Origin of the sequence: Mycobacterium asiaticum, from assembly GCF_001673315.1 — a bacterium.
Classification (GTDB): domain Bacteria; phylum Actinomycetota; class Actinomycetes; order Mycobacteriales; family Mycobacteriaceae; genus Mycobacterium; species Mycobacterium asiaticum_B.
The window spans coordinates 88288-111938 of record NZ_LZLQ01000096.1 but is presented as its reverse complement, the minus strand read 5'-3'; the positions used below and the strand labels follow the sequence as shown (position 1 = coordinate 111938).

The following is a 23651-nucleotide window of genomic DNA, read 5'->3' as shown; positions in this document are numbered from 1 at the left end:
AAAACTGGTTTCGCTAGCGGACCGAAGGGATCAAGCAAGATCCTCTACAGACGCAGATTCGTTGCGCGACAAGTTGATTCCCAGGTTGGCCGCAGCCCGCTCCAGGTCTTCGTCCTCGCCCTCGCGGAGCTCGATCGCAGCACCGTCACTCGAGAGCACCTCGACATTGAGGCACAACGACTGCAGCTCCTTGAGCAGCACCTTGAACGATTCGGGAATGCCCGGCTCGGGGATGTTCTCGCCTTTGACGATCGCCTCGTAGACCTTGACCCGACCGACGGTGTCGTCGGACTTGATGGTCAAGAGCTCCTGCAGCGTGTACGCCGCGCCATAGGCCTGCATGGCCCAGCACTCCATCTCGCCGAACCGCTGACCACCGAACTGCGCCTTACCGCCCAGCGGCTGCTGGGTGATCATCGAGTACGGACCGGTGGAGCGGGCGTGAATCTTGTCGTCCACCAGGTGGTGCAGCTTCATGATGTACATGTAGCCAACGGTCACCGGGTACGGGAACGGCTCACCGCTGCGCCCGTCGAACAACTGAGACTTGCCCTCGGCGTTGACCATTACCTCACCGTCGCGGTTGGGCAACGTCGAACCCAGCAGGCCCTCCAGCTCGCCCTCCCGCGCACCGTCGAACACCGGGGTGGCGACGAGGCTGTCCGGTTCGGCCGACCGCATGCTGTCCGGCAAAGTGGCGGCCCACTCGGGTGATCCCTCGATGTTCCAGCCGGCCTTGGCCACCCAACCGAGGTGGGTCTCCAGGATCTGGCCGATGTTCATCCGTCGCGGCACACCGTGGGTGTTCAGGATGATGTCCACCGGGGTGCCGTCCGGCAGGAACGGCATGTCCTCCGCCGGCAGGATCTTGCCGATGACGCCCTTGTTGCCGTGCCGGCCGGCGAGCTTGTCACCGTCGGAGATCTTGCGCTTCTGGGCCACGTACACGCGAACCAGCTCGTTGACGCCGGCAGGCAGCTCGTCGTCGTCCTCGCGGGAGAACACCCGAATGCCGATCACCTTGCCGGATTCACCGTGCGGCACCTTCAGGGAGGTGTCGCGGACCTCGCGGGCCTTCTCACCGAAGATGGCGCGCAGCAACCGCTCCTCCGGAGTCAGCTCGGTTTCCCCCTTGGGGGTGACCTTGCCGACCAGGATGTCGCCGTCACGGACCTCGGCACCGATACGCACGATGCCGCGTTCGTCCAGGTCCGCCAGCACCTCGTCGGAGACGTTCGGGATGTCCCGGGTGATCTCCTCGGCGCCCAGCTTGGTGTCGCGTGCGTCGATTTCGTGCTCCTCGATGTGGATCGAGGTCAGCACGTCCTCTTCGACGAGACGGTTGGACAGGATGATGGCGTCCTCGTAGTTGTGACCCTCCCACGGCATAACCGCCACCAGCAGGTTCTTGCCGAGGGCCATCTCACCGTTCTCGGTGCACGGACCGTCGGCAATCACCTGACCGGCCTCCACCCGGTCCCCCGCATCCACGATCGGGGACTGGTTGGCGCAGGTGCCGTGATTGGAGCGGGCGAACTTGCGCATCCGGTAGGTGCGCCGCGTCCCCGCATCGTGCATGACGGTGATGTAGTCGGCCGACACCTCTTCAATGACACCGGCCTCCTCGGCGACGACGACATCGCCGGCGTCGATGGCCGCACGCAGCTCCATGCCGGTGCCCACCAACGGCGCCTCGCTGCGCACCAGCGGAACCGCCTGACGCTGCATGTTGGCACCCATCAGGGCACGGTTGGCGTCGTCGTGTTCGAGGAACGGGATCATCGCGGTGGCCACCGACACCATCTGGCGCGGGGACACGTCCATGTAGTCGACCTCGGCCGATGACACGTACTCGACCTCGCCGCCCTTACGGCGGACCAGCACGCGGTCCTCGGCGAAGCGGCCGTCGTCCTCGAGCGGCGAGTTGGCCTGCGCCACCACGTGGCGGTCCTCCTCGTCTGCCGTCAGGTAGACGATCTCGTCGGAGACCACGCCGTCGTTGACCTTGCGGTACGGCGTCTCGATGAACCCGAACGGGTTGACCCGCGCATAGGTCGCCAGCGACCCGATCAGACCGATGTTGGGGCCTTCCGGGGTCTCGATCGGACACATGCGGCCGTAGTGAGACGGGTGCACGTCACGAACTTCCAGGCCGGCCCGCTCACGAGACAGACCGCCCGGCCCCAGCGCCGACAGCCGGCGCTTGTGGGTCAGACCCGACAGCGGGTTGTTCTGGTCCATGAACTGCGACAGCTGGCTGGTGCCGAAGAACTCCTTGATCGCGGCGACGACCGGCCGGATGTTGATCAGGGTCTGCGGCGTGATCGCCTCGACGTCCTGAGTGGTCATCCGCTCGCGCACGACGCGCTCCATCCGGGACATACCGACCCGGATCTGGTTCTGGATCAGCTCGCCCACCGTGCGCAACCGACGGTTACCGAAGTGGTCGATGTCGTCGGTTTCCACCGGCACCTCGGAGCCACCGGGCACCGTCATCGTGCTCTGGCCTTCGTGCAGGCGCACCAGGTACTCGATCGTGGCGACCACATCTTCCTCGGTCAGCGTCGACGAGGTGATCGGCTGCCCGGTGTTGAGACCGAGCTTCTTGTTGACCTTGTAGCGGCCGACACGGGCCAGGTCGTAGCGCTTCTCCTTGAAGAACAGGTTCTCCAGCAAGGTCTGGGCCGACTCCCTGGTGGGCGGTTCGCCCGGACGTAGCTTGCGGTAGATGTCCAGCAACGCCTCGTCAGTGCCGGCGGTGTTGTCCTTCTCCAGCGTCCCCATCATGATCTCGGAGAACCCGAACCGCTCGTGGATCTGCTCGTTGGTCCAGCCGAGAGCCTTGAGCAGCACGGTGACGGGCTGACGCCGCTTGCGGTCGATGCGCACGCCCACGGTGTCGCGCTTGTCGACGTCGAACTCCAGCCACGCACCGCGGCTGGGGATCACCTTGACGCTGTGCAGCATCTTCTCGGTGGACTTGTCGATGGTCTCGTCGAAGTACACACCGGGAGACCGCACCAGCTGGCTGACCACGACACGCTCGGTGCCGTTGATGATGAAGGTGCCCTTCTCCGTCATCATCGGGAAGTCACCCATGAACACCGTCTGGCTCTTGATCTCGCCGGTGTTGTTGTTGATGAACTCAGCGGTGACGAACAACGGCGCCGCGTATGTCATGTCCTTGTCTTTGCACTCGTCGACCGGCGCCTTGACTTCGTCGAAGCGGGGGTCGGAGAAAGACAGCGACATCGAGCCGGAAAAGTCCTCGATGGGCGACAGCTCGTCGAGTACCTCTTCCAGGCCGCCCTTCGGGCTGACCTCACCACGCTCCAGTGCGCGGTTACGCCAGTCCTGCGCGCCGATCAGCCATTCGAAAGAATCGGTCTGAACGTCGAGCAGCCCCGGAACCTCGAGGGGTTCGCGAAGCTTGGCGAAGGACACCCGGTTCGGGGCCCCAGGTACGGAGTTATTTGAGCTCTGGCGGAAATCGGCCAAGATGCGTCCTTCCAGCACCTCGTGCGACTATGAGAGCCCTGAGGAGGCCTTAACGAAGGGGCCTGGCCCGGCGGGGTCTGTTCGCCGCAGATAAATGTGTCGGTTCGGCTGGCGGACGAACTGTCCGGATCTCACGAACGCAACCGAATAGCTGAGCCGCAAAATGGACTCAGGCTAAGACCACGGTGTCAGTGGCGGGTGAGGTGGGCAGGAAGTAGCCAGCGCAACGTCCAACAATAGCGCAGGACGGCGCATTCCTCAAATACCCACAACAATCAGCAGTGCACGGGTAACGGCGCTGGCTGGCACCTCGAGATCCCCACACACACATGCTGCCCAACACATTGACCCGTTTAGGCCCCGTCGTCAAGAGGGACGTGCGGCAAGTTGTGGGAAACTTCTCGCTAATTCCCGCGGCTGCGCAGGGTAAACGTGCAGGAAAGAGCGGTTGGCGGCGTGCAGCAGCGCTTTGGAACCGGCTTTGAACCCTGTCTGGTGGAACGGAGTGTGGCGGGCGTGACCCGCCCCGGGATCATCCGGGGATCATCCGGGGATCATCCGGGGATCAGTAGTCGTGCGACGAATACTTGTGCGTGCCCTCGAGGTCGTCGAGGATCGCGGCCTGCGCGTTCTTTGGCAGTGTGTGCAACATCGCACGGACGCGGGCCTGACGGCGGGCCACCGCCTTGCGCTCGGGCATACCCGGTGTCGCCTGGATCTGCGGCGGCACACCCTCGATGTCCTCCACACCGCCGGCATGCTGACCGGCGTCGACCATGGCCTGCTCTTCTGCCATGGTGGCCTCGTCCTTCTCCTCGGACATACCGATGGGTCCGATGCGGCGACCGTTGAGGAACTGGCGCACCACCGGCTCGTCGCTGGTCAGCAGCACTTCGCGCGGACCGAACATGACCAGGTGCTTACGGAAGAGCATGCCCATGTTGTCGGGCACCGTGCGGGCGATGTTGATGTTGTGCGTAACGATCAGGATGGTCGCGTCGATCTGCGCGTTGATATCCATGATCAGCTGGCTCAGGTAGGCCGTACGGACCGGGTCCAGACCGGAGTCCGGCTCGTCGCAGAGGATGATCTGCGGGTCCAGCACCAGAGCACGGGCCAGGCCGGCACGCTTGCGCATACCACCAGAGATCTCACCCGGGAACTTCTTTTCGTCGCCGCCCAGACCAACCATCTCCAGCTTCTCCATGACGATGTCACGGATTTCGCTTTCCTTCTTCTTGGTGTGCTCGCGCAGCGGGAAGGCGGTGTTGTCGAACAGGTTCATCGAGCCGAACAGCGCACCATCCTGGAACAGCACGCCGAACAGGGTGCGGATCTCGTAGAGCTCCTTGGCCGAGCACTCGATGATGTCGGTGCCGTCGATGATGATCGAGCCCCGTTCCGGCCGCAGCAGACCGATCAGGGACTTCAGGAACACGGACTTACCGGTACCGGAAGGGCCCAGCAACACGCTGACCTCTCCCGAAGGGACTTCGAGCGTGACGTCTTCCCAGATCCTCGAGGATCCGAAGGACTTGGTCAGTTCGTTGACCTCGATGCTGACGCCCATGGGAAATCCTTCCGTCGACGCGCGAACTCGCCACCAGGCCGTCTGTGGCTTGAGTCACTGTAGCGCACGCCTGGGGCACGCATCAGGGTTGGGAAGATAACAATCCCGGGGCCGCGGCAGCTACCCCGTCGGTGCCCAGTTGCCGTGAAAACCCATCGGTACCCGTTGCGGAAGATGGACGGTCGCGACGGATTCCAGCGTCTGGGCGTCCAACAGCACCAACTGGCCCTCGTCCCGCCCGCGATGAGTACCCAGGCCCATCAGGATGCCGTCGTCCTCGGCTTGCGTGGCGGGGTCAGAGGTCGGGTTGGGCACAGCCGGATTGGGCACAAAGGACATCTCGCCGATCAAAAGGTCTGGATCGAGGTTCGCGACGGCACGCGAGCCGGTCAGATAGTCGTGCTTGTACACGGTGGTGGACATCTCGTACTCCCCGGCCGACAGGTAACCACCGTCGAAGCCGAGGGTGTAGCCGTAACGGTGCCGAGCCCCGGTCAACGTCTCGTTGATCCGGGGGAACTCCTGCGAGCGGTCGTCGCGGCATTCGGTCTTCACCGCACCCGTGGTCAGATTTATCGTCCAGCGATCGAGGGTTGGTCGGCTCTCGCCAGGACCCCGCAGGTCGCGCTCGAACATGCGTGAGTACCGCATCACATCGAGAATCAGCAGCTCCACGCCGTCCCGCAGCTCGGTATAGGCATTGAGTGGGTGAAACACGTAGCAGGGTTCGATGTCGAACCAGCGCACGTCGTCAGCGTCCCCCTCGCGGGGCAGCACTCCGATGCGCGCCGGATAGCCGGGATCCCATTTGTAGGGCATCCGATGCACCGGCTGCCGGTTGCGATTGAGCATCGCCGTGATCGGGCCGGGAATGCGGACGCGGCCCAACACCGACTGCATTACCAGCCGGGCAGCCGCGGTCAACGGGCGTGGCATTGCCGCCGGCATGATCTGCATGGCGTCGAACGTCACCGGCAGGTCGTAGATCACCACATATTTCTCAGTGAGCGAGAAGTCGTGCATCATCGGGGACCCGCTCACCTTGATGTCTACGGTCCGCCGCGCGCGCCCGTGGGCGTCGATCACCGAGTACTGCACTGTGCTTCCGCGCGTGAAGGCGTAGGAAACGGCGTGCAACTCTCCGGTCACCGGATCGCGGTGCGGGTGGGCGGTGTATCCGCCGAACAGGGTGCCGTCGAAGTCGCAGGGTCCGACCGTCCCTAGGTCTTCGTTGAGCTCGTAGTTGGCGCCACCGCCCTCGACGAGCGCCAAGGTTCGCCCGGCGTGGGTCAACGCATTGGTGTTGGGACCGACCGAGAGCATTCCCACGCGGGGGTCCAGGCCCGCGGGCGCCGACTCACCGAGTGCGGCACACACCGAAGGGGTGCGGACCCAACGGTTGCGGTACCAGGTCGCCTGTCCGCGTTCGAGCGCCACGCCGTGCACCATCGCGTCGCCGCTGAACCAGTGGTAGATAGCGGGATCCACCTCGGCGACCGGATTCGGCCCGTTGCGTAGATACCGTCCATTGAGGTGCTCGGGGATGTGCCCGGTGACCTTCAGGTCGGTCGCGGTCACTTCGGCGCTCACCGGCGCCAGGAAGCCGTCCAAATAAGGATTCTTGACTTCAACGGGTTGGATGGTGGTCATCCCGAGCTCCTATAACATTGTTATTTCAGCGTTATTGAGACGCTACGCCGCCAGTGAGAAGATGGCAAGGATGACGGCTTCCCAGACTCGACGCAGCGTGCGAGACGAGCTGCTGCATGCTGCGGTGGGACTGCTCAACGAGCACGGTCCGGACGCCCTTCAAACCCGCAAGGTTGCAAGCGCGGCGGGGACGTCGACGATGGCCGTCTACACCCACTTCGGCGGGATGCGCGAACTGATCGCCTCGGTCGCGCAGGAGGGTTTGCGGCAGTTCGACGCCGCACTGACGGTGCCCCCGACCGACGACCCGGTGGCCGATCTGATGGCCGTCGGCACCGCCTATCGGCGGTTCGCCATTGAGCGGCCGCATATGTACCGATTGATGTTCGGCAGCACCAGCGCGCACGGCATCAATGCGCCGGCCGGCAATGTTCTTACGTTGACACTCGACGAGATCGAACAGCACGAGCCGAGCTTCGCGCATGTGGTACGTGCGGTGCACCGATCGATGCACGCGGGTCGCATCACGGTGTGCCCAACGGACGACGATTCCGCCGTCGTCGCCACCGCGGCGCAATTCTGGGCGTTGATCCACGGCTTCGTGATGCTCGAGCTGGCCGGGTTCTACGGCAACGACGAATCGGCGGTACTGCGCGTGCTGGGCTCGATGACGACGAATCTTCTTGTCGCTCTAGGCGATTCGCCCGAACTCAGCAGGGCGTCGCAACTTGCCGCGTTACGCTGAGCAGACGTAAAGGCCCCCGAACACGGCAGTGTCGGGGGCCTTTACGTCTGCTTGGCAGAGACTACTTGACGGTGACGCTGGCGCCGGCAGCCTCGAGCTTTGCCTTGGCCTCGTCAGCGGCCTCCTTGGCGACCTTCTCGAGCAGCGGCTTGGGCGCGCTGTCGACCAGGTCCTTGGCCTCCTTGAGGCCCAGGCCGGAGACGATCTCGCGGACGACCTTGATGACGCCGATCTTCTTCTCACCGGCGGCCTCGAGGATGACGTCGAACTCGGACTGCTCCTCGGCAGCCTCGGCGGGCGCGCCACCGCCGGCAGGACCGGCCGCGGCTACGGCGACCGGAGCGGCCGCGGTGACCTCGAAGGTCTCCTCGAACTTCTTCACGAAGTCCGAGAGCTCCAGCAGGGTCATTTCCTTGAATGCGTCGAGCAGCTCGTCGCTGGACATCTTTGCCATGGGGTGGGTCCTCTCTTATTACTTGGGTCTTGTTACTTGGGTTTTCTGAGTTATTCAGCCGGTGCCGGTTCTGCATCCGCGGCGACCGGAGCTTCCGGAGTCTCGGGAGCTTCGGGAGCTACGGGAGCTACGGGAGCGTCCGTGGGGGCTTCGGAGCCCTTCTTCTCCTGCAGGGCAGCCAACAGGCGGGCCACCTGCGACGCGGGTGCATTGAACAGCCCGGCCGCCTTCGCGAGGTTGCCCTTCATGGCCCCGGCCAACTTGGCCAGCAGCACCTCGCGAGATTCCAGGTCGGCGATGCGCTCGACCTCGGCAACGGTCAGCGCGTGACCGTCCATGTAGCCGCCCTTGATGACCAGCGCCTTGTGCTCCTTGGCGAAGGTCTTGAGGGCCTTGGCGGCGTCCACCGGTTCACCGTTGACGAACGCGATCGCCGTCGGGCCGGCGAACAACTCGTCGAGCCCCTCGATGCCGGCTTCGGAAGCCGCTCGCTTGATGAGGGTGTTCTTGGCGACCGAGTAGGTGGTCGACTCCCCCAGCGAACGGCGCAGTTCGGCGAGGTTGGCCACCGACAGACCGCGGTACTCGGTGATGACCGTCGCCGTCGATGCCTTGAACTGCTCCGCGATATCCGCAACGGCGGTGGCTTTGTCAGCCCTGGCCATGCCTACCTCCTGATGTATGGACTTGGCGTCTCTACCACCGAAGGGGTCGAGAACGACGAACGCCCCGGCGCAGAATGGCCGGGGCGTACAGATACCGGCGCGTGCGCCGGCGGCGATGCCTCGTCCTCCTGCGTGGGCCGCCGGGAGTGCTCCCGGACCTTCAACCGATTGCTCGGTGACCGACGGTCTTCGGTGGATCGGCCACCACAATAGCCTGGGGTCACTCGATCAGCCAAAACGGCGCCGGCGGCGCGAAATGCCCGGCCGAGTGTGAACTGAACGACGTCCTTGCGGCGTGTCGCGTCGTACGGTGCACACTCGACGCGTGTTCACCACAGAAGCGCCCCCGCAACCCCTCAGCAACTCGAGCTAAAGACCCGCAAGCCGCGCCGCGCCGATCAGACCGGCCTCACCGCCTAGTTCGGCCGGCACCACACGCAGTCCGGCCAGGAAATCCAGCCGGGCGTAATCGGCGAGCGTCGCGCGAAGCGGGTCGAAGAGCAGTCCGCCGGCCCTCGCCACCCCGCCGCCGATCACCACCAGATCCAGGTCGCACACCGCAGCCACCGAAGCGATCATCGCCGCCAGCGCTCGAGCGCCACGCCCGAATGCCTGCAACGCCAGCGCATCTCCACTCGCCGCCGCCGCGGCGAGTTCCTTCGCTCCGGCGCCGGGCGGCGCGGTCCAGCCGTTGGCAAGCGCCCAACGGGTCATCGAGGGACCGGACGCGATGGTCTCGACGCAGCCGCGCCCGCCACAGGCGCAGCGCGAACCATCCGGGTCGATGACGACGTGACCGACGTGACCCGCATTGCCGGTGCGGCCGTCGTACGGAGCGCCGTCGAGCACCAGGCCTCCCCCGACGCCGGTCGAAACCACCATGCCCAGCAGAAAACCCGCGCCCCGGCCCGCACCGATCCAATGCTCTCCGACCGCCATGCACACACCGTCGCCGGCCAGCCGTACCGGCACGCCGGGCACCGCCTCGGCGATCCGGTCGCGCAATGGGAACCGGCGCCAAGCCGGGATGTTGACCGGACTGACGGTGCCGCTGGCCAGGTCGACGGGTCCGGCGCAGGCGATCCCCACCGCGGTGACCCGGCCGCCCGCGGCGCGAAGTGCATCGGCGACCATCGCGGACACCACGTCCCAGACCTGTTCGGCCGCAACGCCGGACGGCGTCGCAACGGTGACGTCATAGACCAGAGTGCGGGCGGGGTCGGCGAGGGCGGCGGGATCGGCGAGACCCACCGCGATCTTGGTGCCGCCGATGTCGAGACAGAGAGTAAGCATCAGTGTTGGGGGGTGTTATCGGGCTGGACCGGGCCGTCGGGGCACCGACCTCTCCGCATCGTCAGCACCGGCGGTGACCACGCAAAGCCCCGTCGGGCTCGACGCGGCAGGCCCCGGCTCGTTGTCGCGGACACGGGAACAGTGTGCCGCAGATCCAGGCCCGAAACTGTCCGCCATTGCTGGCAGGGTGGCCGTCATGAGCGATCTGACGACCCAGTTGACTGACCAACTCGACGTGCACTGGCGCGGCCAGCTGCGACCGCGCCTGGACGGGCTGACCGACGACGAATACTTCTGGCAGCCGGTGCCCAACTGTTGGACAGTGCATCCGGACGGTTCCGTGGACTTCAGTTACCCGCCGCCCGAGCCGGTGCCCTTCACGACGATCGCCTGGCGTCTGGCGCACGTCATCGTCGGCGTGTTCGCCATGCGCAACCACAGCCACTTCGGCGCGCCGCCCGCCGACTACCAGAGTTGGCCCTATGCCACTGACGCCGCTACCGCGTTGCGACAACTCGACAACGTCTACGAGACCTGGATCGGCGGGGTGCGATCCTTGGCGGCCGCCGACCTGAGCCGTCCGTGCGGTCCGGCCGAAGGCCCCTACGCCGACTATGCCCTCAGTGAACTGGTGCTGCACATCAATCGGGAGGCGATCCACCACGGCGCCGAAATCGCGTGCCTGCGTGACCTCTACCTGCATAACCACCTGCATAACCACCTGCACACCAGCAAGGACTGAAACACACCGGCCATCACTCCGCCCGTATCCGAAAAAGCGCCCGGCCCTAATCCGAAAAAGCGCCCGGCCCCACGGCCGCGTACGAATAGATCGCAGCCCTCAAACTGGGAATCCCCGCCGTGGTTGACGTCGTGGCGGCCCGATTTCCGCACGTGAGGGAGGTCACGTCAATCGCGCTCAGATTGGGAATCGCCTCCCCGAATTTGGCACACTGCACGAATGAGTTCCACCAAACACCGCGATGTGGCCAAGCTCGACCGGGTGCCGCTGCCGGTCGAGGCGGCCCGGGTAGCTGTCACCGGTTGGCAGGTCACCCGCACTGCCGCCCGGGTGGTGACGAAGCTGCCGGGCAAAGGCTTCGCCTCTTCTTGGCAGCAGAAGATCATCAGGGAGATCCCCCAGACGTTCGCCGACCTGGGACCGACGTATGTGAAGTTCGGCCAGATCATCGCGAGCAGCCCCGGCGCGTTCGGTGAATCGCTGTCGCGCGAATTCCGGGGTCTGCTGGACCGCGTCCCGCCTGCCGACACCGACGAAGTGCACAAGTTGCTGGTCGAGGAACTCGGCGATGAGCCGGCGAACCTGTTCGCCAGCTTCGACGAGAAGCCGTTCGCTTCGGCGTCCATCGCCCAGGTGCACTACGCGACCCTGAAAACCGGCGAGGAGGTCGTGGTCAAGATCCAGCGCCCGGGAATCCGGCGCCGGGTCGCTGCCGACCTGCAGATCCTGCAGCGCTTCGCGCAAGCCGTCGAGCTGGCCAAGCTCGGCCGCCGGCTGTCGGCGCAGGACGTAGTCGCCGATTTCTCCGACAACCTGGCCGAGGAGCTGGACTTTCGTCTCGAGGCGCAGTCGATGGACGCCTGGGTCGCCCACCTGCACACGTCACCGCTGGGCAAGAACATCCGGGTGCCGCAGGTGCACTGGAACTTCACCAGCGAGCGGGTGCTGACGATGGAACGGGTGCACGGCATCCGCATCGACGATGTAGTGGCCATCCGCAAGGCCGGCTTCGACGGCACCGAATTGGTCAAGGCGTTGTTGTTCAGCGTGTTCGAGGGCGGGCTGCGGCACGGGTTGTTCCACGGCGATCTGCACGCCGGCAATCTCTACGTGGACGCCGAAGGGCGCATCGTGTTCTTCGACTTCGGCATCATGGGCCGCATCGATCCGCGGACCCGCTGGCTGCTGCGCGAGCTCGTCTACGCGCTGCTGGTGAAGAAGGATCACGCCGCGGCGGGCAAGATCGTCGTGTTGATGGGCGCGGTCGGCACCATGAAGCCCGAGGCGCAGGCCGCCAAGGATCTGGAGAAGTTCGCCACCCCGCTGACCATGCAGTCGCTGGGCGACATGTCCTATGCCGACATCGGCCGGCAGCTGTCGGCGCTGGCTGATGCCTACGACGTGAAGCTGCCGCGCGAGCTGGTGTTGATCGGCAAACAGTTTCTCTACGTCGAGCGGTACATGAAGCTGCTGGCGCCGAAGTGGCAGATGATGTCGGACCCGCAGCTCACCGGGTACTTCGCCAACTTCATGGTGGAGGTCAGCCGGGAGCATCAATCGGATGTGGAGGTCTGAGACTCGCGTGGAAGTTCGTAGTGGCTATGCGCAATCAGCGTCCGGTGACGTGCAGCTGTACTTCGAGGACATGGGCGACCTGAACCATCCGCCGGTGTTGCTCATCATGGGCCTGGGCGCTCAGATGCTGCTGTGGCGGACCGAGTTCTGCGAGCGGCTCGTCAGTCAGGGCCTGCGCGTCATTCGCTACGACAACCGCGACGTGGGCCTGTCGACCAAGACCGAGCGCTATCGGTCCCCGCAGCCGTTGGTGATGCGCCTGGCCCGATCCTGGCTCGGCCTACCCAGCCCCGCGGCGTACACGCTGGAGGATCTCGCCGATGATGCGGCCGCGATCCTGGACCACCTCGACATCGAGGAGGCGCACATCGTCGGCGCCTCGATGGGCGGGATGATCGCGCAGGTTTTCGCAGCGCGATTCGCCGAGCGGACGAAGTCGCTGGCGGTGATCTTCTCCAGCAACAATCACAGGTTCCTGCCGCCGCCGGCCCCGCGGGCATTGCTGTCGCTGATCAAGGGCCCGCCGCCGAATTCGCCGCGCGAAGTCATCATCGACAACTCGGTTCGGGTCAGCAAGATCATCGGAAGCCCGGGTTATCCGACGCCGGAGGAGCAGATGCGCGCCGAAGCTGCCGAGGCTTACGATCGAAACTTCCATCCGTGGGGCATTTCTCAGCAGTTCAGCGCAATATTGGGAAGTGGCAGCCTGCTGCAATACGATCGGCGCATCGTTGCACCGACGGTAGTGATCCACGGACGCGCCGATAAGCTGATGCGCCCCTTCGGCGGGCGCGCAGTTGCCCGGGCGATCGACGGAGCGCGACTGGTGTTGGTCGACGGTATGGGACATGACCTGCCGAAACAGTTGTGGGATAAGGTAATCAGCGAACTCAGGAGCAACTTCGCCGCGGCTAGTAGCGCTCAACATTAGGTACGACGATGTCTCCCTTATCATTGGGCCGCCACCGACACGCGCAATCAGGGAAATTGCTACCGTTTGACACTGGAGGTTTTTCTGACATGGCCGAGCTAAAGCCGTATTACGAAGAGTCGCAGGCGACCTACGACATTTCCGACGACTTCTTCGGCCTGTTCCTTGACCCCAACATGGTCTACACATGCGCCTACTTCGAGCGCGACGACATGACACTCGAAGAGGCACAATTGGCGAAGCTCGATCTGGCGCTGGGCAAGTTGAACCTCGAACCCGGAATGACGCTGCTTGACGTCGGCTGCGGGTGGGGCGGTGCGGTGGTTCGCGCGGTAGAGAAGTACGACGTCAATGTCATCGGAATCACCCTCAGCCGCAACCATTACGAGCGCAGTAAGACCAGGCTGGCTCAGATTCCGACCACCCGTCGCGCCGAGGCCCGGTTGCAGGGCTGGGAAGAGTTCGACGAGAAGGTCGACCGGATTGTCAGTTTCGAGGCCTTCGACGCATTCAAGAAGGAACGCTGGCCGCTGTTCTTCGACCGTTCCTACGACATGCTTCCCGACGGCGGCCGGATGCTGTTGCACAGCATCTTCACCCACGAACAGACCTACTGGCGCGACCACGGCATCACGGTGACGATGAGCGACCTGCGCTTCTTCCGTTTCCTCGCTACCGAGATCTTCCCGGGCGGCGGCATGTGCGGCGAAGTCGACATCATCGACAACGCAAAGAACAGCGGGTTTTCGGTCGATGAAATTCAATACCTGCGGCCGCATTACGCGCGGACGCTGGACATGTGGGCGGCCAATCTGGAGGCCAACCGGGAAAAGGCGATCGAAATCCAGTCCCAAGAGGTCTACGACCGCTTCATGCGCTATCTGACTGGCTGCGCGAACCTGTTCCGCAAAGGCATTTCCAATGTCGCCCAATACACCCTGACGAAATAGTTCTCACCAGCCCATACGCCGTCGCAGTTTAGTGATGCAACGCTGCATCAGATAGTCTGCCTGCAGGCATGCACGGGGGACATTTGACGCGTTTGGGCATGCAACCGTGGGGCTTTGTGGTCCGGAAAGGCAACACCAGGCATGGCTGACAAGCTGAAGCCGCACTTCGACGATGTGCAGGCGCACTACGACTTATCCGACGAGTTCTTCCGACTGTTCCTCGATCCCACCCAGACATACAGCTGCGCTTACTTCGAGCGTGACGACATGACGCTGGAAGAGGCGCAGATCGCCAAGATCGACCTGGCGCTGGGCAAGCTGGGCCTGCAGCCCGGAATGACGCTGCTCGACGTAGGTTGCGGCTGGGGCGCCACGATGCGCCGCGCCGTCGAGAAGTACGACGTGAACGTCGTGGGCCTGACCCTGTCCAAGAACCAAGCCGACCACGTGCAGAGAACCTTCGACGAGATGGAAACCCAGCGCAGCCGTCGGGTCCTGTTGGAGGGCTGGGAGCGGTTCGACGAGCCCGTTGACCGCATTGTGTCGATCGGTGCGTTCGAGCACTTCGGTTTCGACCGCTATGACGATTTCTTCGCGCTGGCGCACCGGGTGCTGCCGGCCGACGGCGTCATGCTGCTGCATACCATCACCGCGTTGATCCCGGACCAGATGATCGAACGGGGCATGCCCCTGACATTCGAGATGGCCCGGTTCATCAAGTTCATCGTCACCGAGATCTTTCCCGGCGGCCGGCTGCCGTCCATCGAGAAGGTCGACGAGCACGCGACCAAAGCGGGTTTCCACCTGACCCGTCGCCAGTCGCTGCAACCGCACTACGCCCGGACGCTGGACCTGTGGGCAGAAGCCCTGGAGGCGCGCCGCGACGAGGCCATCGAGATCCAGTCCGAAGAGGTTTACCAGCGTTACATGAAGTACCTCACCGGCTGCGCTGACGCGTTTCGGGTGGGCTACATCGACGTCAACCAGTTCACCCTGGAAAAGCAACCGCGCAGCTAAAGAAAAGCCCCGCATCAGCGGCTTCAAATGCGAAGGATGCACCCCAGGACGTGTAGGGTGCCGGGGGTAGTCACCTCGCGGGGGGGTGAGCTGTCCTATTGGGAGGACGCATGTCTGACAACCTGACTCGCGCCCGGAGCAGGCGGGAAAACTACCAGGATGTCCAGGCACACTACGACATCTCCGACGAGTTCTATGCCCTCTTCGTCGACCCCACCCGGACTTATAGCTGCGCCTACTTCGAACGCGACGACATGACGCTGGAGGAAGCTCAGCTCGCCAAACTGGACCTGGCGCTGGGCAAGCTCGGGCTCGAGCCCGGGATGACCCTGCTCGACGTGGGCTGCGGTTGGGGCTCGACCATGAAGCGCGCCCTCGAAAAATACGATGTCAACGTCATCGGGGTGACGCTGTCGAAGAACCAGCACGCGTACTGCCAGCAGCTGCTCGACCAGGTCGACACCAATCGCTCCCACCGGGTGCTGCTGAGCGACTGGGCGGAGTTCGACGAGCCGGTCGACCGCGTCATCACCATCGAGGCGTTGGAGCACTTCGGTTTTCAGCGCTACGACGACTTCTTCAAGTTCGTCTACAACGCTCTACCGGAGGACGGCGTCTGGCTGCTGCACTCGATCACGGGCCTGACCGGCGGGCAGATCGTGGAGCGCGGTATGCCGGTGACCTTCGAGATGGCGCGGTTCATCAAGTTCATCGTTACCGAGATCTTTCCCGGCGGCCGGCTGCCGTCGGTGGAGAAGGTCGAGGAGCACGCAACCAAGGCGGGCTTCTCGGTAAGCCACCTCGAGTCGCTACAACTGCATTTCGCCCGAACCCTGGACCTGTGGGCTGACGCCCTCGTCGCGCACCGGGACGAGGCCATAGCGATTCAGTCCGAAGAGATCTACGACCGGTACATGAAGTACCTGACCGGTTCGGCGGAGTCGTTCCGGATCGGCTACATCGACTGCCACCATTTCACGCTCACCAAGTAGACTTTGCTGCCGTTGCGACATCGCGAGACTTCGTAGGGCTGAGCAGGCAGGCCGACGGTTCGTGCGTGCGTATGAGCTGTGAACACCATTCAGGAGAACAAGAAGACAATGGCTGAGAAAACGCCTAGCCCGACGAGGACTCGTCCCAAGAGTTTCGAGTACATCCAAGCGCACTACGACGTCTCGGACGATTTCTTCGCCCTGTTCCAGGACCCGACGCGGACCTACAGCTGCGCGTACTTCGAGCCGCCGGAGCTGAGCCTAGAGGAAGCCCAGATCGCCAAGGTCGACCTGAATCTGGACAAGCTGGACCTCAAGCCCGGCATGACCCTGCTGGACATCGGCTGCGGCTGGGGCACCACGATGAAGCGGGCCGTCGAGAAGTATGACGTCAACGTCATCGGCTTGACCCTGTCCAAGAATCAGCACGCCCGTTCGCAGCAGGTGCTGGAGGCCATCGACACCGATCGCTCGCGCCGGGTACTGCTGCACGGGTGGGAAGACTTCAACGAACCGGTGGACCGGATTGTGTCCATCGAGGCTTTCGAGCACTTCGGCCATGAGAACTACGACGACTTCTTCAAGAGGTGTTTCGACATCATGCCGGAGGACGGCCGGATGACGATTCAGAGCAGCGTCAGCTATCACCCCTACGACATGGCGGCCCGCGGCAAGCGGATCACCTTCGACACCGTCCGGTTCATCAAATTCATCGTCACTGAGATCTTCCCGGGCGGCAGGCTGCCGACCACCGAGATGATGGTCGAGCACGGTGAAAAGGCCGGTTTTGTTGTCCCCGAGCCGCTTTCGTTGCGTCCGCACTACATCAAGACTCTGCACATCTGGGGCGACACGTTGGAGTCCAACCGCGACAAGGCCATCGAGGTGACCTCGGTCGAGGTCTATGACCGGTACATGAAGTATTTGCGGGGCTGCGAACACTACTTCACCGACGAGATGCTCGACGTCAGCCTGGTGACCTATCTGAAGTCGGGTGCCGCCGCCTAGGTGCTGTCGGCTCGGCGCTGCGCCGTTCGTCGGATAAGTAGAGAGTGAAGCAAACGGCTTCGCTCGCTACCGGAGGTGACGAAACATGCAGTATTTCGCCTTATTGATCAGCGCGGAGAGCGATCGCACGCCCGAGGAGGGCCAGGCTGCGATGGAGGCGTTTCAGCGCTTCCAGTCGGCAGCGGGCTCCGCGCTCCGAGCGGGTGACGCCTTGGGGCCCGCCACGACGGCAGCGCTCATCACCGGCGCCCCCGACGCACCCGTCGTCACCGACGGCCCTTTCGCTGAATCCGCCGAAGTTGCCTGTGGCTTCTATGTCCTGGAAGCCGAAAACCTGGACGAGGCGCTGACGTTGGCGCGCGACATCCCGGTAGCCGCTTTCGGGGCTGTCGAGGTGTGGCCGATGTTCGGATCTTTCGAACCGACGCGACGCCAAGGCACCCATTGGCTGGCGCTGCTGCTCGAGCCGCCATCGAACACGGAACCACCCGGCAGCCCGGAATGGAACGCGCTCGCGGCGCGCCACGGGGAGTTCGCCACCGCGGCCGGCGACCGCATCGTCGGCGGAGCGGCCCTGCACGAACCGTCCACCGCAACCACCGTCCGGGTGCGCGACGGAGAGGTTCTGATCACCGACGGGCCGTACGCCGAGGGTGCTGAAGTGGCCAACGGCTTCTACGTGCTCGACGCCCGCGACCGCGATGAGGCGGTCAAGTATGCGTCGATGATTCCGGCTTCCACTGTCGAGGTGCGACAGCTGGCGGGCGTCTCGGGACTCTAATCTGCCGATGTCGGACCTGGAAGGCGTCTTCCGGCGTGAATGGGGATCCACCGTCGCCGCGCTCGCGCGGTGGTCGGGCGACCTCACCGTTGCCGAGGACGCCGTCCAGGAGGCCTGCGCCGAGGCGCTTCGCCATTGGCCTCGCGACGGCGTACCGATGAATCCCGGCGCATGGCTGCTGACCGTCGCGCGCAATCGTGCCAGGGACCGGCTGCGCCGGGAAACCATTCGTCCCGGAAAGGAATTGGCGGCCATGAACGGCTACGTCGACCAAATTCGGGCCCGCACAGATGCCAGCGAACCGCATCCCGTTCGCGATGACGAGCTTCGGATGATGTTCACCTGTGCACACCCGGCGCTAGACCGTCAGTCCCAGTTAGCGTTGACGCTGCGGCTGGTTTCCGGGTTGACGGTCGCCGAGATCGCTCGCGCGTTGCTGCACTCAGAGGCTGCGGTCGGGCAGCGGATCACTCGGGCCAAGAACAAGATTCGCCATGCCAACATCCCGCTGCGGGTTCCTCCCGCCGAGTTGCTGGCCGAGCGCACGCCGCATGTGTTGAGTTGCATCTACTCGGTGTTCACCGAGGGCTACTGGTCCACGGCGGGCCCGTCGGCTATTCGCGACGAACTCTGCGCTGAGGGCGTGCGGCTGGCCGGCGAGATGTGCACCTTGATGCCGAATCCGGACTCCTATGCCTTGGCGGCCTTGATCCTGCTGCACGATTCGCGACGGACGAGCCGGGTGAATGCGGCCGGGGAGCTGGTCCCACTCGACGAGCAGGATCGCCGCGGTTGGGACCGACACCGGATCGACCAAGGACTGGCTCGGCTGCGACAGGCGCAGGGATCGACCGGCCCCTATCTGCCGCAGGCGGTGATCGCTGCCGTCCATGCCACCGCACCGTCATGGGAGCAGACCGATTGGACCACGATCTGCGCGGCCTACGACCAGTTGCTGAAGCTGACCGACTCGCCGGTGGTGCTGGTCAACCGCGCGCTTGCGGTCGGGTTGCGCGACGGACCCGACGTCGGCCTGGCCGCGCTGGAAAAGGTCGCTCACGATCCGCGGCTGGCGCGGTCGAACCTCGCCGCTTCGGTGCGTGCCGATCTGCTCCGCCGCGCGGGACGCCTCGCCGACGCGGCCAGCTGGTATCGAATAGCGTTGCAAGCCAACGGTTCTGAGCCGGGCCGGGAGTTTCTGCGGCGCCGGATCGCCGAGTGCGGTGGGTAAAGCGTACGGCCCGGTGCCCGCCGCGTCCCCCACTCGCCGAGTGTGAATCTCACGACGCGACACGCGGGCGCAGCGTCGCAGAATTCACACTCGCGGGCACTGGGGGCTGGATGCTCGGCTCCACTCGCGGTGCCTCACGGCGCCGCTCCCTACGCCTCGGTGCTGGATACTCGGCTCCACTCGCGACGCCTCACGGCGCCACTCACTACGCCTCGGGGCTGGATGCTCGGCTCCACTCGCGGCGCCTCACGGCGCCACTCACTACGCCTCCGTGGCGAAGTTGCGAGTGATGGACGGGTCGACCGGAATACCCGGACCCGTCGTCGTCGACACAGTCACCTTCTTCAGGTAACGACCCTTGGACGACGACGGCTTGTGCCGCAGCACCTCGTCCAAGGCCGCGCCGTAGTTCTCGGCCAGCTTCTTCTCGTCGAACGAAGCCTTGCCGATCACGAAGTGCAGATTGGCCTGCTTGTCGACCCGGAAGTTGATCTTGCCGCCCTTGATGTCGGCAACAGCCTTGGCGACATCGGGGGTGACGGTGCCGGTCTTGGGGTTCGGCATCAGGCCGCGCGGACCCAGCACACGAGCGATACGGCCCACCTTGGCCATCTGGTCGGGAGTGGCGATCGCGGCGTCGAAGTCCAGGAACCCGCCCTGGATCTTTTCGATCAGGTCGTCGCTGCCGACGACGTCGGCTCCAGCTGCAACCGCGGCGTCGGCCTTCTCCCCCACCGCGAAGACGGCGACCCGCGCAGTCTTACCGGTGCCGTGGGGCAGGTTGACCGTGCCTCGAACCATCTGGTCAGCCTTGCGCGGGTCGACGCCGAGCCGGATGGCCACCTCAACGGTCGCGTCCTGCTTGGCCGACGACGTCTCCTTGGCGAGCCGGGCCGCCTGCAGCGGGGTGTACAGGTTGTTGCGGTCCACCTTCTCGGCGGCGGCGCGGTATGCCTTGCTGGTCTTGCTCATGGGAAATCCAATCTGGGTTGGGTTCGTGGTCAACGGGCCGAAGCTGGCCCTCCCACGGTTCTTACTTTCGAACTACTACTCGACGGTGATGCCCATCGACCGGGCGGTGCCGGCGATGATCTTGGCTGCGGCGTCGATGTCGTTGGCGTTGAGGTCGGTCTTCTTGGTTTCGGCGATCTCGCGAACCTGGTCCCAGGTGACCTTGGCGACCTTGGTCTTGTGCGGTTCCGCTGAGCCCTTCTGCACCCCCGCGGCTTTGAGTAGCAGCTTGGCGGCGGGCGGCGTCTTGAGCGCGAAGGTGAAGCTGCGGTCCTCATAGACGGTGATCTCCACCGGGATGACGTTGCCGCGCTGGTTCTCCGTCGCGGCGTTGTACGCCTTGCAGAACTCCATGATGTTCACGCCATGCTGGCCGAGCGCGGGCCCGACCGGCGGCGCCGGGTTGGCCTGCCCCGCAGTGATCTGCAGCTTGATCAGCCCGGTGACTTTCTTCTTCTTCGGGGCCATGAGTTGTGGATATTCCTTCCTGGTTTTGCTTTAGTTCGAATGCCCAGCGGGCTAAATCTTGGAGACCTGGCCGAAGGTCAGCTCCACCGGTGTTTCACGGCCGAAGATGGAGACCAGCACCTTGAGCTTCTGCTGTTCGCCGTTGACCTCGCTGATCGTGGCCGGCAGCGTGGCGAAGGGCCCGTCCATCACGGTCACCGATTCGCCGACCTCGTAGTCGACCTCGACAACCGGCCGTTCCAAGCCACCGGTCTCCGCGGCGGCGGCCGTACTCGCGGCACCCTTGGCGGCCTTCTTCGCCGAACCCGGAGGCAGCAGGAACTTCACCACATCGTTGAGCGACAGCGCGGACGGACGCGAGGTGGCACCGACGAACCCGGTGACTCCCGGGGTGTTCCGCACGGCGGCCCACGAGTCGTCGGTCAGATCCATGCGTACCAGGATGTAACCGGGCAGCACCTTGCGGTTGACCTGCTTGCGCTGGCCGTTCTTGATCTCGGTGACCTCTTCGGTGGGAACCTCCACCTGGAAGATGTAGTCGCCCACGTCAAGGTTCTGCACACGGGTTTCGAGGTTGGCTTTCACCTTGTTCTCGTATCCCGCGTAGGAGTGGATGACGTACCAGTCGCCGGGCTTGCTGCGCAGTTCCGCCTTCAGCGCGGCGGCGGGGTCGATTTCTTCAGCGGGGGCCTCTGCCTGAGCGGCATCTTTAGTGTCGACGTCTTGCACGTCGACGGCCTCACCCGCGGACTCACCGTCGAAGGTAGTCACGGTAGTCAGTCCTCTCTATCGCTCTCGAGTCTCAGCCGAACACCAACAGCACGAGCTTGCTCAGACCCAGGTCGGCGCCACCTACCAGCGCCACCATGAAGGCCAGGAACACCAGCACCACCGAGGTGTAGGTGAGCATCTGCTTGCGGTTGGGCCAGATCACCTTCCGCATCTCGGCTACAACCTGCTTCAGGTAGTTGTAGACGAAAAGTATCGGGTTGAGCGAACTGGTCGTTCCGGCTTTCTGCGGCTTCTTCGCCTTGTCTTTCTGCGTCGACTTCGCCGACTTCGCCGACTTCGAAGACTTCGCGGCGTCCTTCTTCGCCGGGACCTTGCCGGCCGCCTCGGTGTCGACCGACTCGTCGTCGGTGTCTTCCTCGACCTGCACCGCGCGTGCCCGCGACCGCTTGCCGGTCGGACGCTGGGGCCGCGCCGCCGCCTCGGTCACCACGGCCGTCCGACTGCCGCTGCTGCCGTCCTCCGCGTCACCGCCGTCGCGTGTGGCGTCGTCGGCAACGTCGCCTTCGTCGCTCACCGCATGCTCCTTCGTTCGTCAACTATCCGCGAGCCGTTCCAGATCGATCGGCCACCATTCCAGTGTCCACCATGGCACGACCTGACCGTGGTCCGGCTCCTCCTCAGGCCATCCTGGCCTGCATCGTCGCCGGACGCCCTTCAGCAGGGGCGACAGGACTTGAACCTGCAACCTGCGGTTTTGGAGACCGCTGCTCTGCCAGTTGAGCTACGCCCCTATCACCCGGGGCTTACACGACTCGCGCGCCCCCCGTTCGGCAATCGCGAACCGACGGACAGCGCGCTGGTAATGGGAAAACCCCGAGGTCCGAGTGTACATGGACGTAGGAGTCAGATACTAATTAGCCGGTCCTGACGACCTGGCCCGATACCTTGTCCCATTTGAGCTGGATTGAATTGTCGCCCTCGTGTCCCATCAGGGTGGTGAAAGCCTCCAAGACCAGGACGCCATCCTGGTTATGGCAAAAGTTCTTGGTTACCACGATATCGGCGCCAAAACGCTCATTCACCGATTCGACCCGCAAGCTGCCGTAAAGCTTGTCGCCGACACGGACCGGCGCGTGGTAGACGAATTTCTGGTCGACCTGCACAATCTGCATGGTCTCGAAGCCGACATCGACGTTGCGGAAAAAATCGTCTTGGATGAGTTTCGCCAGGATCGACACGAACGTCAGCGGGGCGATGATGCTGTCGTAGCCCATCTCGGCAGCCGCGGCATCGTCGTAGCAAGCCTGATCGTCGCACTTGATCGAACGGGAGAATTGCCGAACCTGCTCGCGGCCCACCTCGAAGTAATCGGGGTACTGGAAAGTCATACCTCGTATGTCTGTTTTGAGAGCCATCCGCTAGGCCAACTTTGCCGAGGCCACGGCCCGACCGAAGATCTTTTTGCCGCCCGTTGTCGCGGTGAGTGCGATGGTGACCGATTTGCTTTCCGGGTCAACGGACTTCACCCGGCCGCTGAACACCAGCTCGGCGCCCTTGCTGTCATTGGGCACCGGGACTACGGCGGTGAACCGCACGTTGTACTCGGTCACGGCGCCCGGGTCGCCCACCCACGACGTGACGTAGCCGCCGCCGATGCCCATGGTGAGCATGCCGTGCGCGATGGCGGTGTCCAACCCAACCATTTTGGCGATCTCGTCATCCCAGTGAATCGGGTTCAAGTCACCCGACACCCCCGCGTAGTTGACCAGGTCCTGCCGGGTCAGCGGGTAGGTGCGCTCCGGCAGCTGGTCACCCACCTGCACCGAACTGAACTCACGCAGAGGCATCTGAAAATCCTTCTTCCCCGTCTTCGCCGGCACGACCTGCCAGTGTCGTGTAGGTCTCTTGCACAATCTCACCGGCGTCATTGGTGATGATGTTCTTGGTCACGATGATTTGGGTGCCATGCGCCTCACGCACAGAATCCACGTATACGTCACAGTAGAGCTTGTCGCCCGCCACGATCGGCTTCTCGAACTTCAGTACCTGATCGATCTGGACAATTTTTTCATCAGAAATCGCGATGTTGGCATAGTCGAAAAAGGCCGACTGCGCCTTGTAACCGAACACGCAAATGAACGTCAACGGTGCCGCGAGGCCGTCATAGCCCAATTCGGCCGCCGCCTTGTCGTCGAAAAAGGCCGCGTCGTCATTTTTGACGGCGGTCGCGTGCTCCCGAATCTTCTCCCGCTCCACCAGGTAATAATCGGGGTAACGGTAGTGCATCCCGACGATATCTTCAGACAGCGCCACGGCTTCGAACCTACCTACGAATCTT

At 64.0% G+C, this 23651-nt stretch carries 23 protein-coding genes and 1 tRNA gene; 10 read left to right on the top strand and 14 right to left on the bottom strand.

Annotated features, from left to right (window positions below):
- Positions 1-30 precede the first annotated feature (30 nt).
- The 3 genes from rpoB to A5636_RS15140 all read right to left on the bottom strand — a co-directional run bounded on the left by rpoB (position 31) and on the right by A5636_RS15140 (position 6718).
- The gene (gene rpoB, locus A5636_RS15150; protein WP_065159450.1) at positions 31-3516 is read right to left on the bottom strand and encodes a DNA-directed RNA polymerase subunit beta; all 3486 of its coding nucleotides are present in this window, start codon (positions 3514-3516) and stop codon (positions 31-33) included.
- Positions 3517-4063: 547 nt separating this feature from the next.
- Positions 4064-5068 (bottom strand): ABC transporter ATP-binding protein, encoded by a 1005-nt coding sequence (locus A5636_RS15145; protein ID WP_065159449.1) that lies wholly within the window; start codon positions 5066-5068, stop codon positions 4064-4066.
- A 120-nt stretch (positions 5069-5188) separates the two neighbouring features.
- Complete coding sequence (locus tag A5636_RS15140) at positions 5189-6718, bottom strand: carotenoid oxygenase family protein (protein ID WP_065159448.1); 1530 nt, start codon at positions 6716-6718, stop codon at positions 5189-5191.
- Positions 6719-6779: 61 nt separating this feature from the next.
- Here A5636_RS15140 and A5636_RS15135 point away from each other — a divergent pair, with 61 nt between their 5' ends.
- On the top strand, positions 6780-7463 hold the full coding sequence (locus A5636_RS15135; protein ID WP_216638840.1) for a TetR/AcrR family transcriptional regulator: 684 nt from the start codon (positions 6780-6782) through the stop codon (positions 7461-7463).
- 61 nt (positions 7464-7524) lie between these two features.
- On the opposite strand, the gene rplL is transcribed toward A5636_RS15135, so the two are convergent.
- From rplL to A5636_RS15120, 3 genes are all read right to left on the bottom strand, one after another.
- Complete coding sequence (rplL, locus tag A5636_RS15130; RefSeq protein ID WP_065159446.1) at positions 7525-7917, bottom strand: 50S ribosomal protein L7/L12; 393 nt, start codon at positions 7915-7917, stop codon at positions 7525-7527.
- Between the two features lie 50 nt (positions 7918-7967).
- Complete coding sequence (gene rplJ / locus A5636_RS15125) at positions 7968-8582, bottom strand: 50S ribosomal protein L10 (protein ID WP_065159445.1); 615 nt, start codon at positions 8580-8582, stop codon at positions 7968-7970.
- A gap of 369 nt (positions 8583-8951) precedes the next feature.
- Complete coding sequence (locus A5636_RS15120; RefSeq protein ID WP_065159444.1) at positions 8952-9875, bottom strand: ROK family protein; 924 nt, start codon at positions 9873-9875, stop codon at positions 8952-8954.
- 196 nt (positions 9876-10071) lie between these two features.
- Here A5636_RS15120 and A5636_RS15115 point away from each other — a divergent pair, with 196 nt between their 5' ends.
- From A5636_RS15115 to A5636_RS15075, 9 genes are all read left to right on the top strand, one after another.
- Complete coding sequence (locus A5636_RS15115; RefSeq protein WP_065159443.1) at positions 10072-10617, top strand: DinB family protein; 546 nt, start codon at positions 10072-10074, stop codon at positions 10615-10617.
- A 219-nt stretch (positions 10618-10836) separates the two neighbouring features.
- Positions 10837-12192: an ABC1 kinase family protein gene (locus A5636_RS15110; protein ID WP_065159442.1), complete on the top strand. Its 1356-nt coding sequence runs from the start codon at positions 10837-10839 to the stop codon at positions 12190-12192.
- Between the two features lie 7 nt (positions 12193-12199).
- On the top strand, positions 12200-13123 hold the full coding sequence (locus tag A5636_RS15105) for an alpha/beta fold hydrolase (protein WP_065159441.1): 924 nt from the start codon (positions 12200-12202) through the stop codon (positions 13121-13123).
- Positions 13124-13212: 89 nt separating this feature from the next.
- Positions 13213-14073, top strand: a complete 861-nt coding sequence (locus tag A5636_RS15100; RefSeq protein ID WP_065159440.1) for a cyclopropane mycolic acid synthase family methyltransferase — start codon at positions 13213-13215, stop codon at positions 14071-14073.
- Between the two features lie 141 nt (positions 14074-14214).
- Complete coding sequence (locus tag A5636_RS15095; RefSeq protein WP_065159439.1) at positions 14215-15090, top strand: cyclopropane mycolic acid synthase family methyltransferase; 876 nt, start codon at positions 14215-14217, stop codon at positions 15088-15090.
- A gap of 110 nt (positions 15091-15200) precedes the next feature.
- Positions 15201-16082, top strand: a complete 882-nt coding sequence (locus A5636_RS15090; protein ID WP_065159438.1) for a cyclopropane mycolic acid synthase family methyltransferase — start codon at positions 15201-15203, stop codon at positions 16080-16082.
- Between the two features lie 108 nt (positions 16083-16190).
- Positions 16191-17090 carry a hydroxymycolate synthase MmaA4 gene (gene mmaA4, locus A5636_RS15085; protein ID WP_065159476.1) on the top strand — a complete coding sequence of 300 codons (900 nt, stop codon included), beginning with the start codon at positions 16191-16193 and terminating at the stop codon, positions 17088-17090.
- An 85-nt stretch (positions 17091-17175) separates the two neighbouring features.
- Positions 17176-17871 (top strand): YciI family protein, encoded by a 696-nt coding sequence (locus A5636_RS15080; protein ID WP_065159437.1) that lies wholly within the window; start codon positions 17176-17178, stop codon positions 17869-17871.
- Between the two features lie 7 nt (positions 17872-17878).
- Entirely contained in the window at positions 17879-19102 is a 1224-nt protein-coding gene (locus A5636_RS15075) for an RNA polymerase sigma factor (RefSeq protein WP_065159436.1), read from the top strand.
- Between the two features lie 261 nt (positions 19103-19363).
- On the opposite strand, the gene rplA is transcribed toward A5636_RS15075, so the two are convergent.
- The 8 genes from rplA to hadA all read right to left on the bottom strand — a co-directional run bounded on the left by rplA (position 19364) and on the right by hadA (position 23626).
- Positions 19364-20074 carry a 50S ribosomal protein L1 gene (gene rplA / locus A5636_RS15070; RefSeq protein ID WP_065159435.1) on the bottom strand — a complete coding sequence of 237 codons (711 nt, stop codon included), beginning with the start codon at positions 20072-20074 and terminating at the stop codon, positions 19364-19366.
- A 75-nt stretch (positions 20075-20149) separates the two neighbouring features.
- A complete protein-coding gene (gene rplK, locus A5636_RS15065) occupies positions 20150-20581 on the bottom strand; it encodes a 50S ribosomal protein L11 (RefSeq protein WP_065035454.1) in 432 nt (143 codons plus the stop codon).
- A 51-nt stretch (positions 20582-20632) separates the two neighbouring features.
- Positions 20633-21352, bottom strand: a complete 720-nt coding sequence (gene nusG, locus A5636_RS15060; RefSeq protein ID WP_065159434.1) for a transcription termination/antitermination protein NusG — start codon at positions 21350-21352, stop codon at positions 20633-20635.
- A gap of 31 nt (positions 21353-21383) precedes the next feature.
- Positions 21384-21887, bottom strand: a complete 504-nt coding sequence (secE, locus tag A5636_RS15055) for a preprotein translocase subunit SecE (protein ID WP_065159433.1) — start codon at positions 21885-21887, stop codon at positions 21384-21386.
- Positions 21888-22031: 144 nt separating this feature from the next.
- Positions 22032-22104: transfer RNA gene (locus A5636_RS15050), tRNA-Trp, on the bottom strand.
- 123 nt (positions 22105-22227) lie between these two features.
- Positions 22228-22728 (bottom strand): (3R)-hydroxyacyl-ACP dehydratase subunit HadC, encoded by a 501-nt coding sequence (hadC, locus tag A5636_RS15045; RefSeq protein ID WP_065159432.1) that lies wholly within the window; start codon positions 22726-22728, stop codon positions 22228-22230.
- A 3-nt stretch (positions 22729-22731) separates the two neighbouring features.
- Positions 22732-23160, bottom strand: coding sequence for a (3R)-hydroxyacyl-ACP dehydratase subunit HadB (gene hadB / locus A5636_RS15040; RefSeq protein ID WP_065159431.1), 429 nt, complete (start codon positions 23158-23160; stop codon positions 22732-22734).
- The gene (gene hadA, locus A5636_RS15035; protein ID WP_065159430.1) at positions 23147-23626 is read right to left on the bottom strand and encodes a (3R)-hydroxyacyl-ACP dehydratase subunit HadA; all 480 of its coding nucleotides are present in this window, start codon (positions 23624-23626) and stop codon (positions 23147-23149) included. The genes hadB and hadA overlap by 14 nt, the downstream gene beginning before the upstream one ends.
- Positions 23627-23651: the final 25 nt, after the last annotated feature.

Coding starts and splice junctions, on each gene's coding strand:
- A5636_RS15145 (WP_065159449.1), bottom strand. CDS start 5,068: ATGGGCGTCAGCATCGAGGTCAACGAACTGACCAAGTCCTTCGGATCC.
- A5636_RS15140 (WP_065159448.1), bottom strand. CDS start 6,718: ATGACCACCATCCAACCCGTTGAAGTCAAGAATCCTTATTTGGACGGC.
- A5636_RS15135 (WP_216638840.1), top strand. CDS start 6,780: ATGGCAAGGATGACGGCTTCCCAGACTCGACGCAGCGTGCGAGACGAG.
- rplL (WP_065159446.1), bottom strand. CDS start 7,917: ATGGCAAAGATGTCCAGCGACGAGCTGCTCGACGCATTCAAGGAAATG.
- rplJ (WP_065159445.1), bottom strand. CDS start 8,582: ATGGCCAGGGCTGACAAAGCCACCGCCGTTGCGGATATCGCGGAGCAG.
- A5636_RS15120 (WP_065159444.1), bottom strand. CDS start 9,875: ATGCTTACTCTCTGTCTCGACATCGGCGGCACCAAGATCGCGGTGGGT.
- A5636_RS15115 (WP_065159443.1), top strand. CDS start 10,072: ATGAGCGATCTGACGACCCAGTTGACTGACCAACTCGACGTGCACTGG.
- A5636_RS15110 (WP_065159442.1), top strand. CDS start 10,837: ATGAGTTCCACCAAACACCGCGATGTGGCCAAGCTCGACCGGGTGCCG.
- A5636_RS15100 (WP_065159440.1), top strand. CDS start 13,213: ATGGCCGAGCTAAAGCCGTATTACGAAGAGTCGCAGGCGACCTACGAC.
- A5636_RS15095 (WP_065159439.1), top strand. CDS start 14,215: ATGGCTGACAAGCTGAAGCCGCACTTCGACGATGTGCAGGCGCACTAC.
- A5636_RS15090 (WP_065159438.1), top strand. CDS start 15,201: ATGTCTGACAACCTGACTCGCGCCCGGAGCAGGCGGGAAAACTACCAG.
- mmaA4 (WP_065159476.1), top strand. CDS start 16,191: ATGGCTGAGAAAACGCCTAGCCCGACGAGGACTCGTCCCAAGAGTTTC.
- A5636_RS15080 (WP_065159437.1), top strand. CDS start 17,176: ATGCAGTATTTCGCCTTATTGATCAGCGCGGAGAGCGATCGCACGCCC.
- A5636_RS15075 (WP_065159436.1), top strand. CDS start 17,879: ATGTCGGACCTGGAAGGCGTCTTCCGGCGTGAATGGGGATCCACCGTC.
- rplA (WP_065159435.1), bottom strand. CDS start 20,074: ATGAGCAAGACCAGCAAGGCATACCGCGCCGCCGCCGAGAAGGTGGAC.
- rplK (WP_065035454.1), bottom strand. CDS start 20,581: ATGGCCCCGAAGAAGAAGAAAGTCACCGGGCTGATCAAGCTGCAGATC.
- hadC (WP_065159432.1), bottom strand. CDS start 22,728: ATGGCTCTCAAAACAGACATACGAGGTATGACTTTCCAGTACCCCGAT.
- hadB (WP_065159431.1), bottom strand. CDS start 23,160: ATGCCTCTGCGTGAGTTCAGTTCGGTGCAGGTGGGTGACCAGCTGCCG.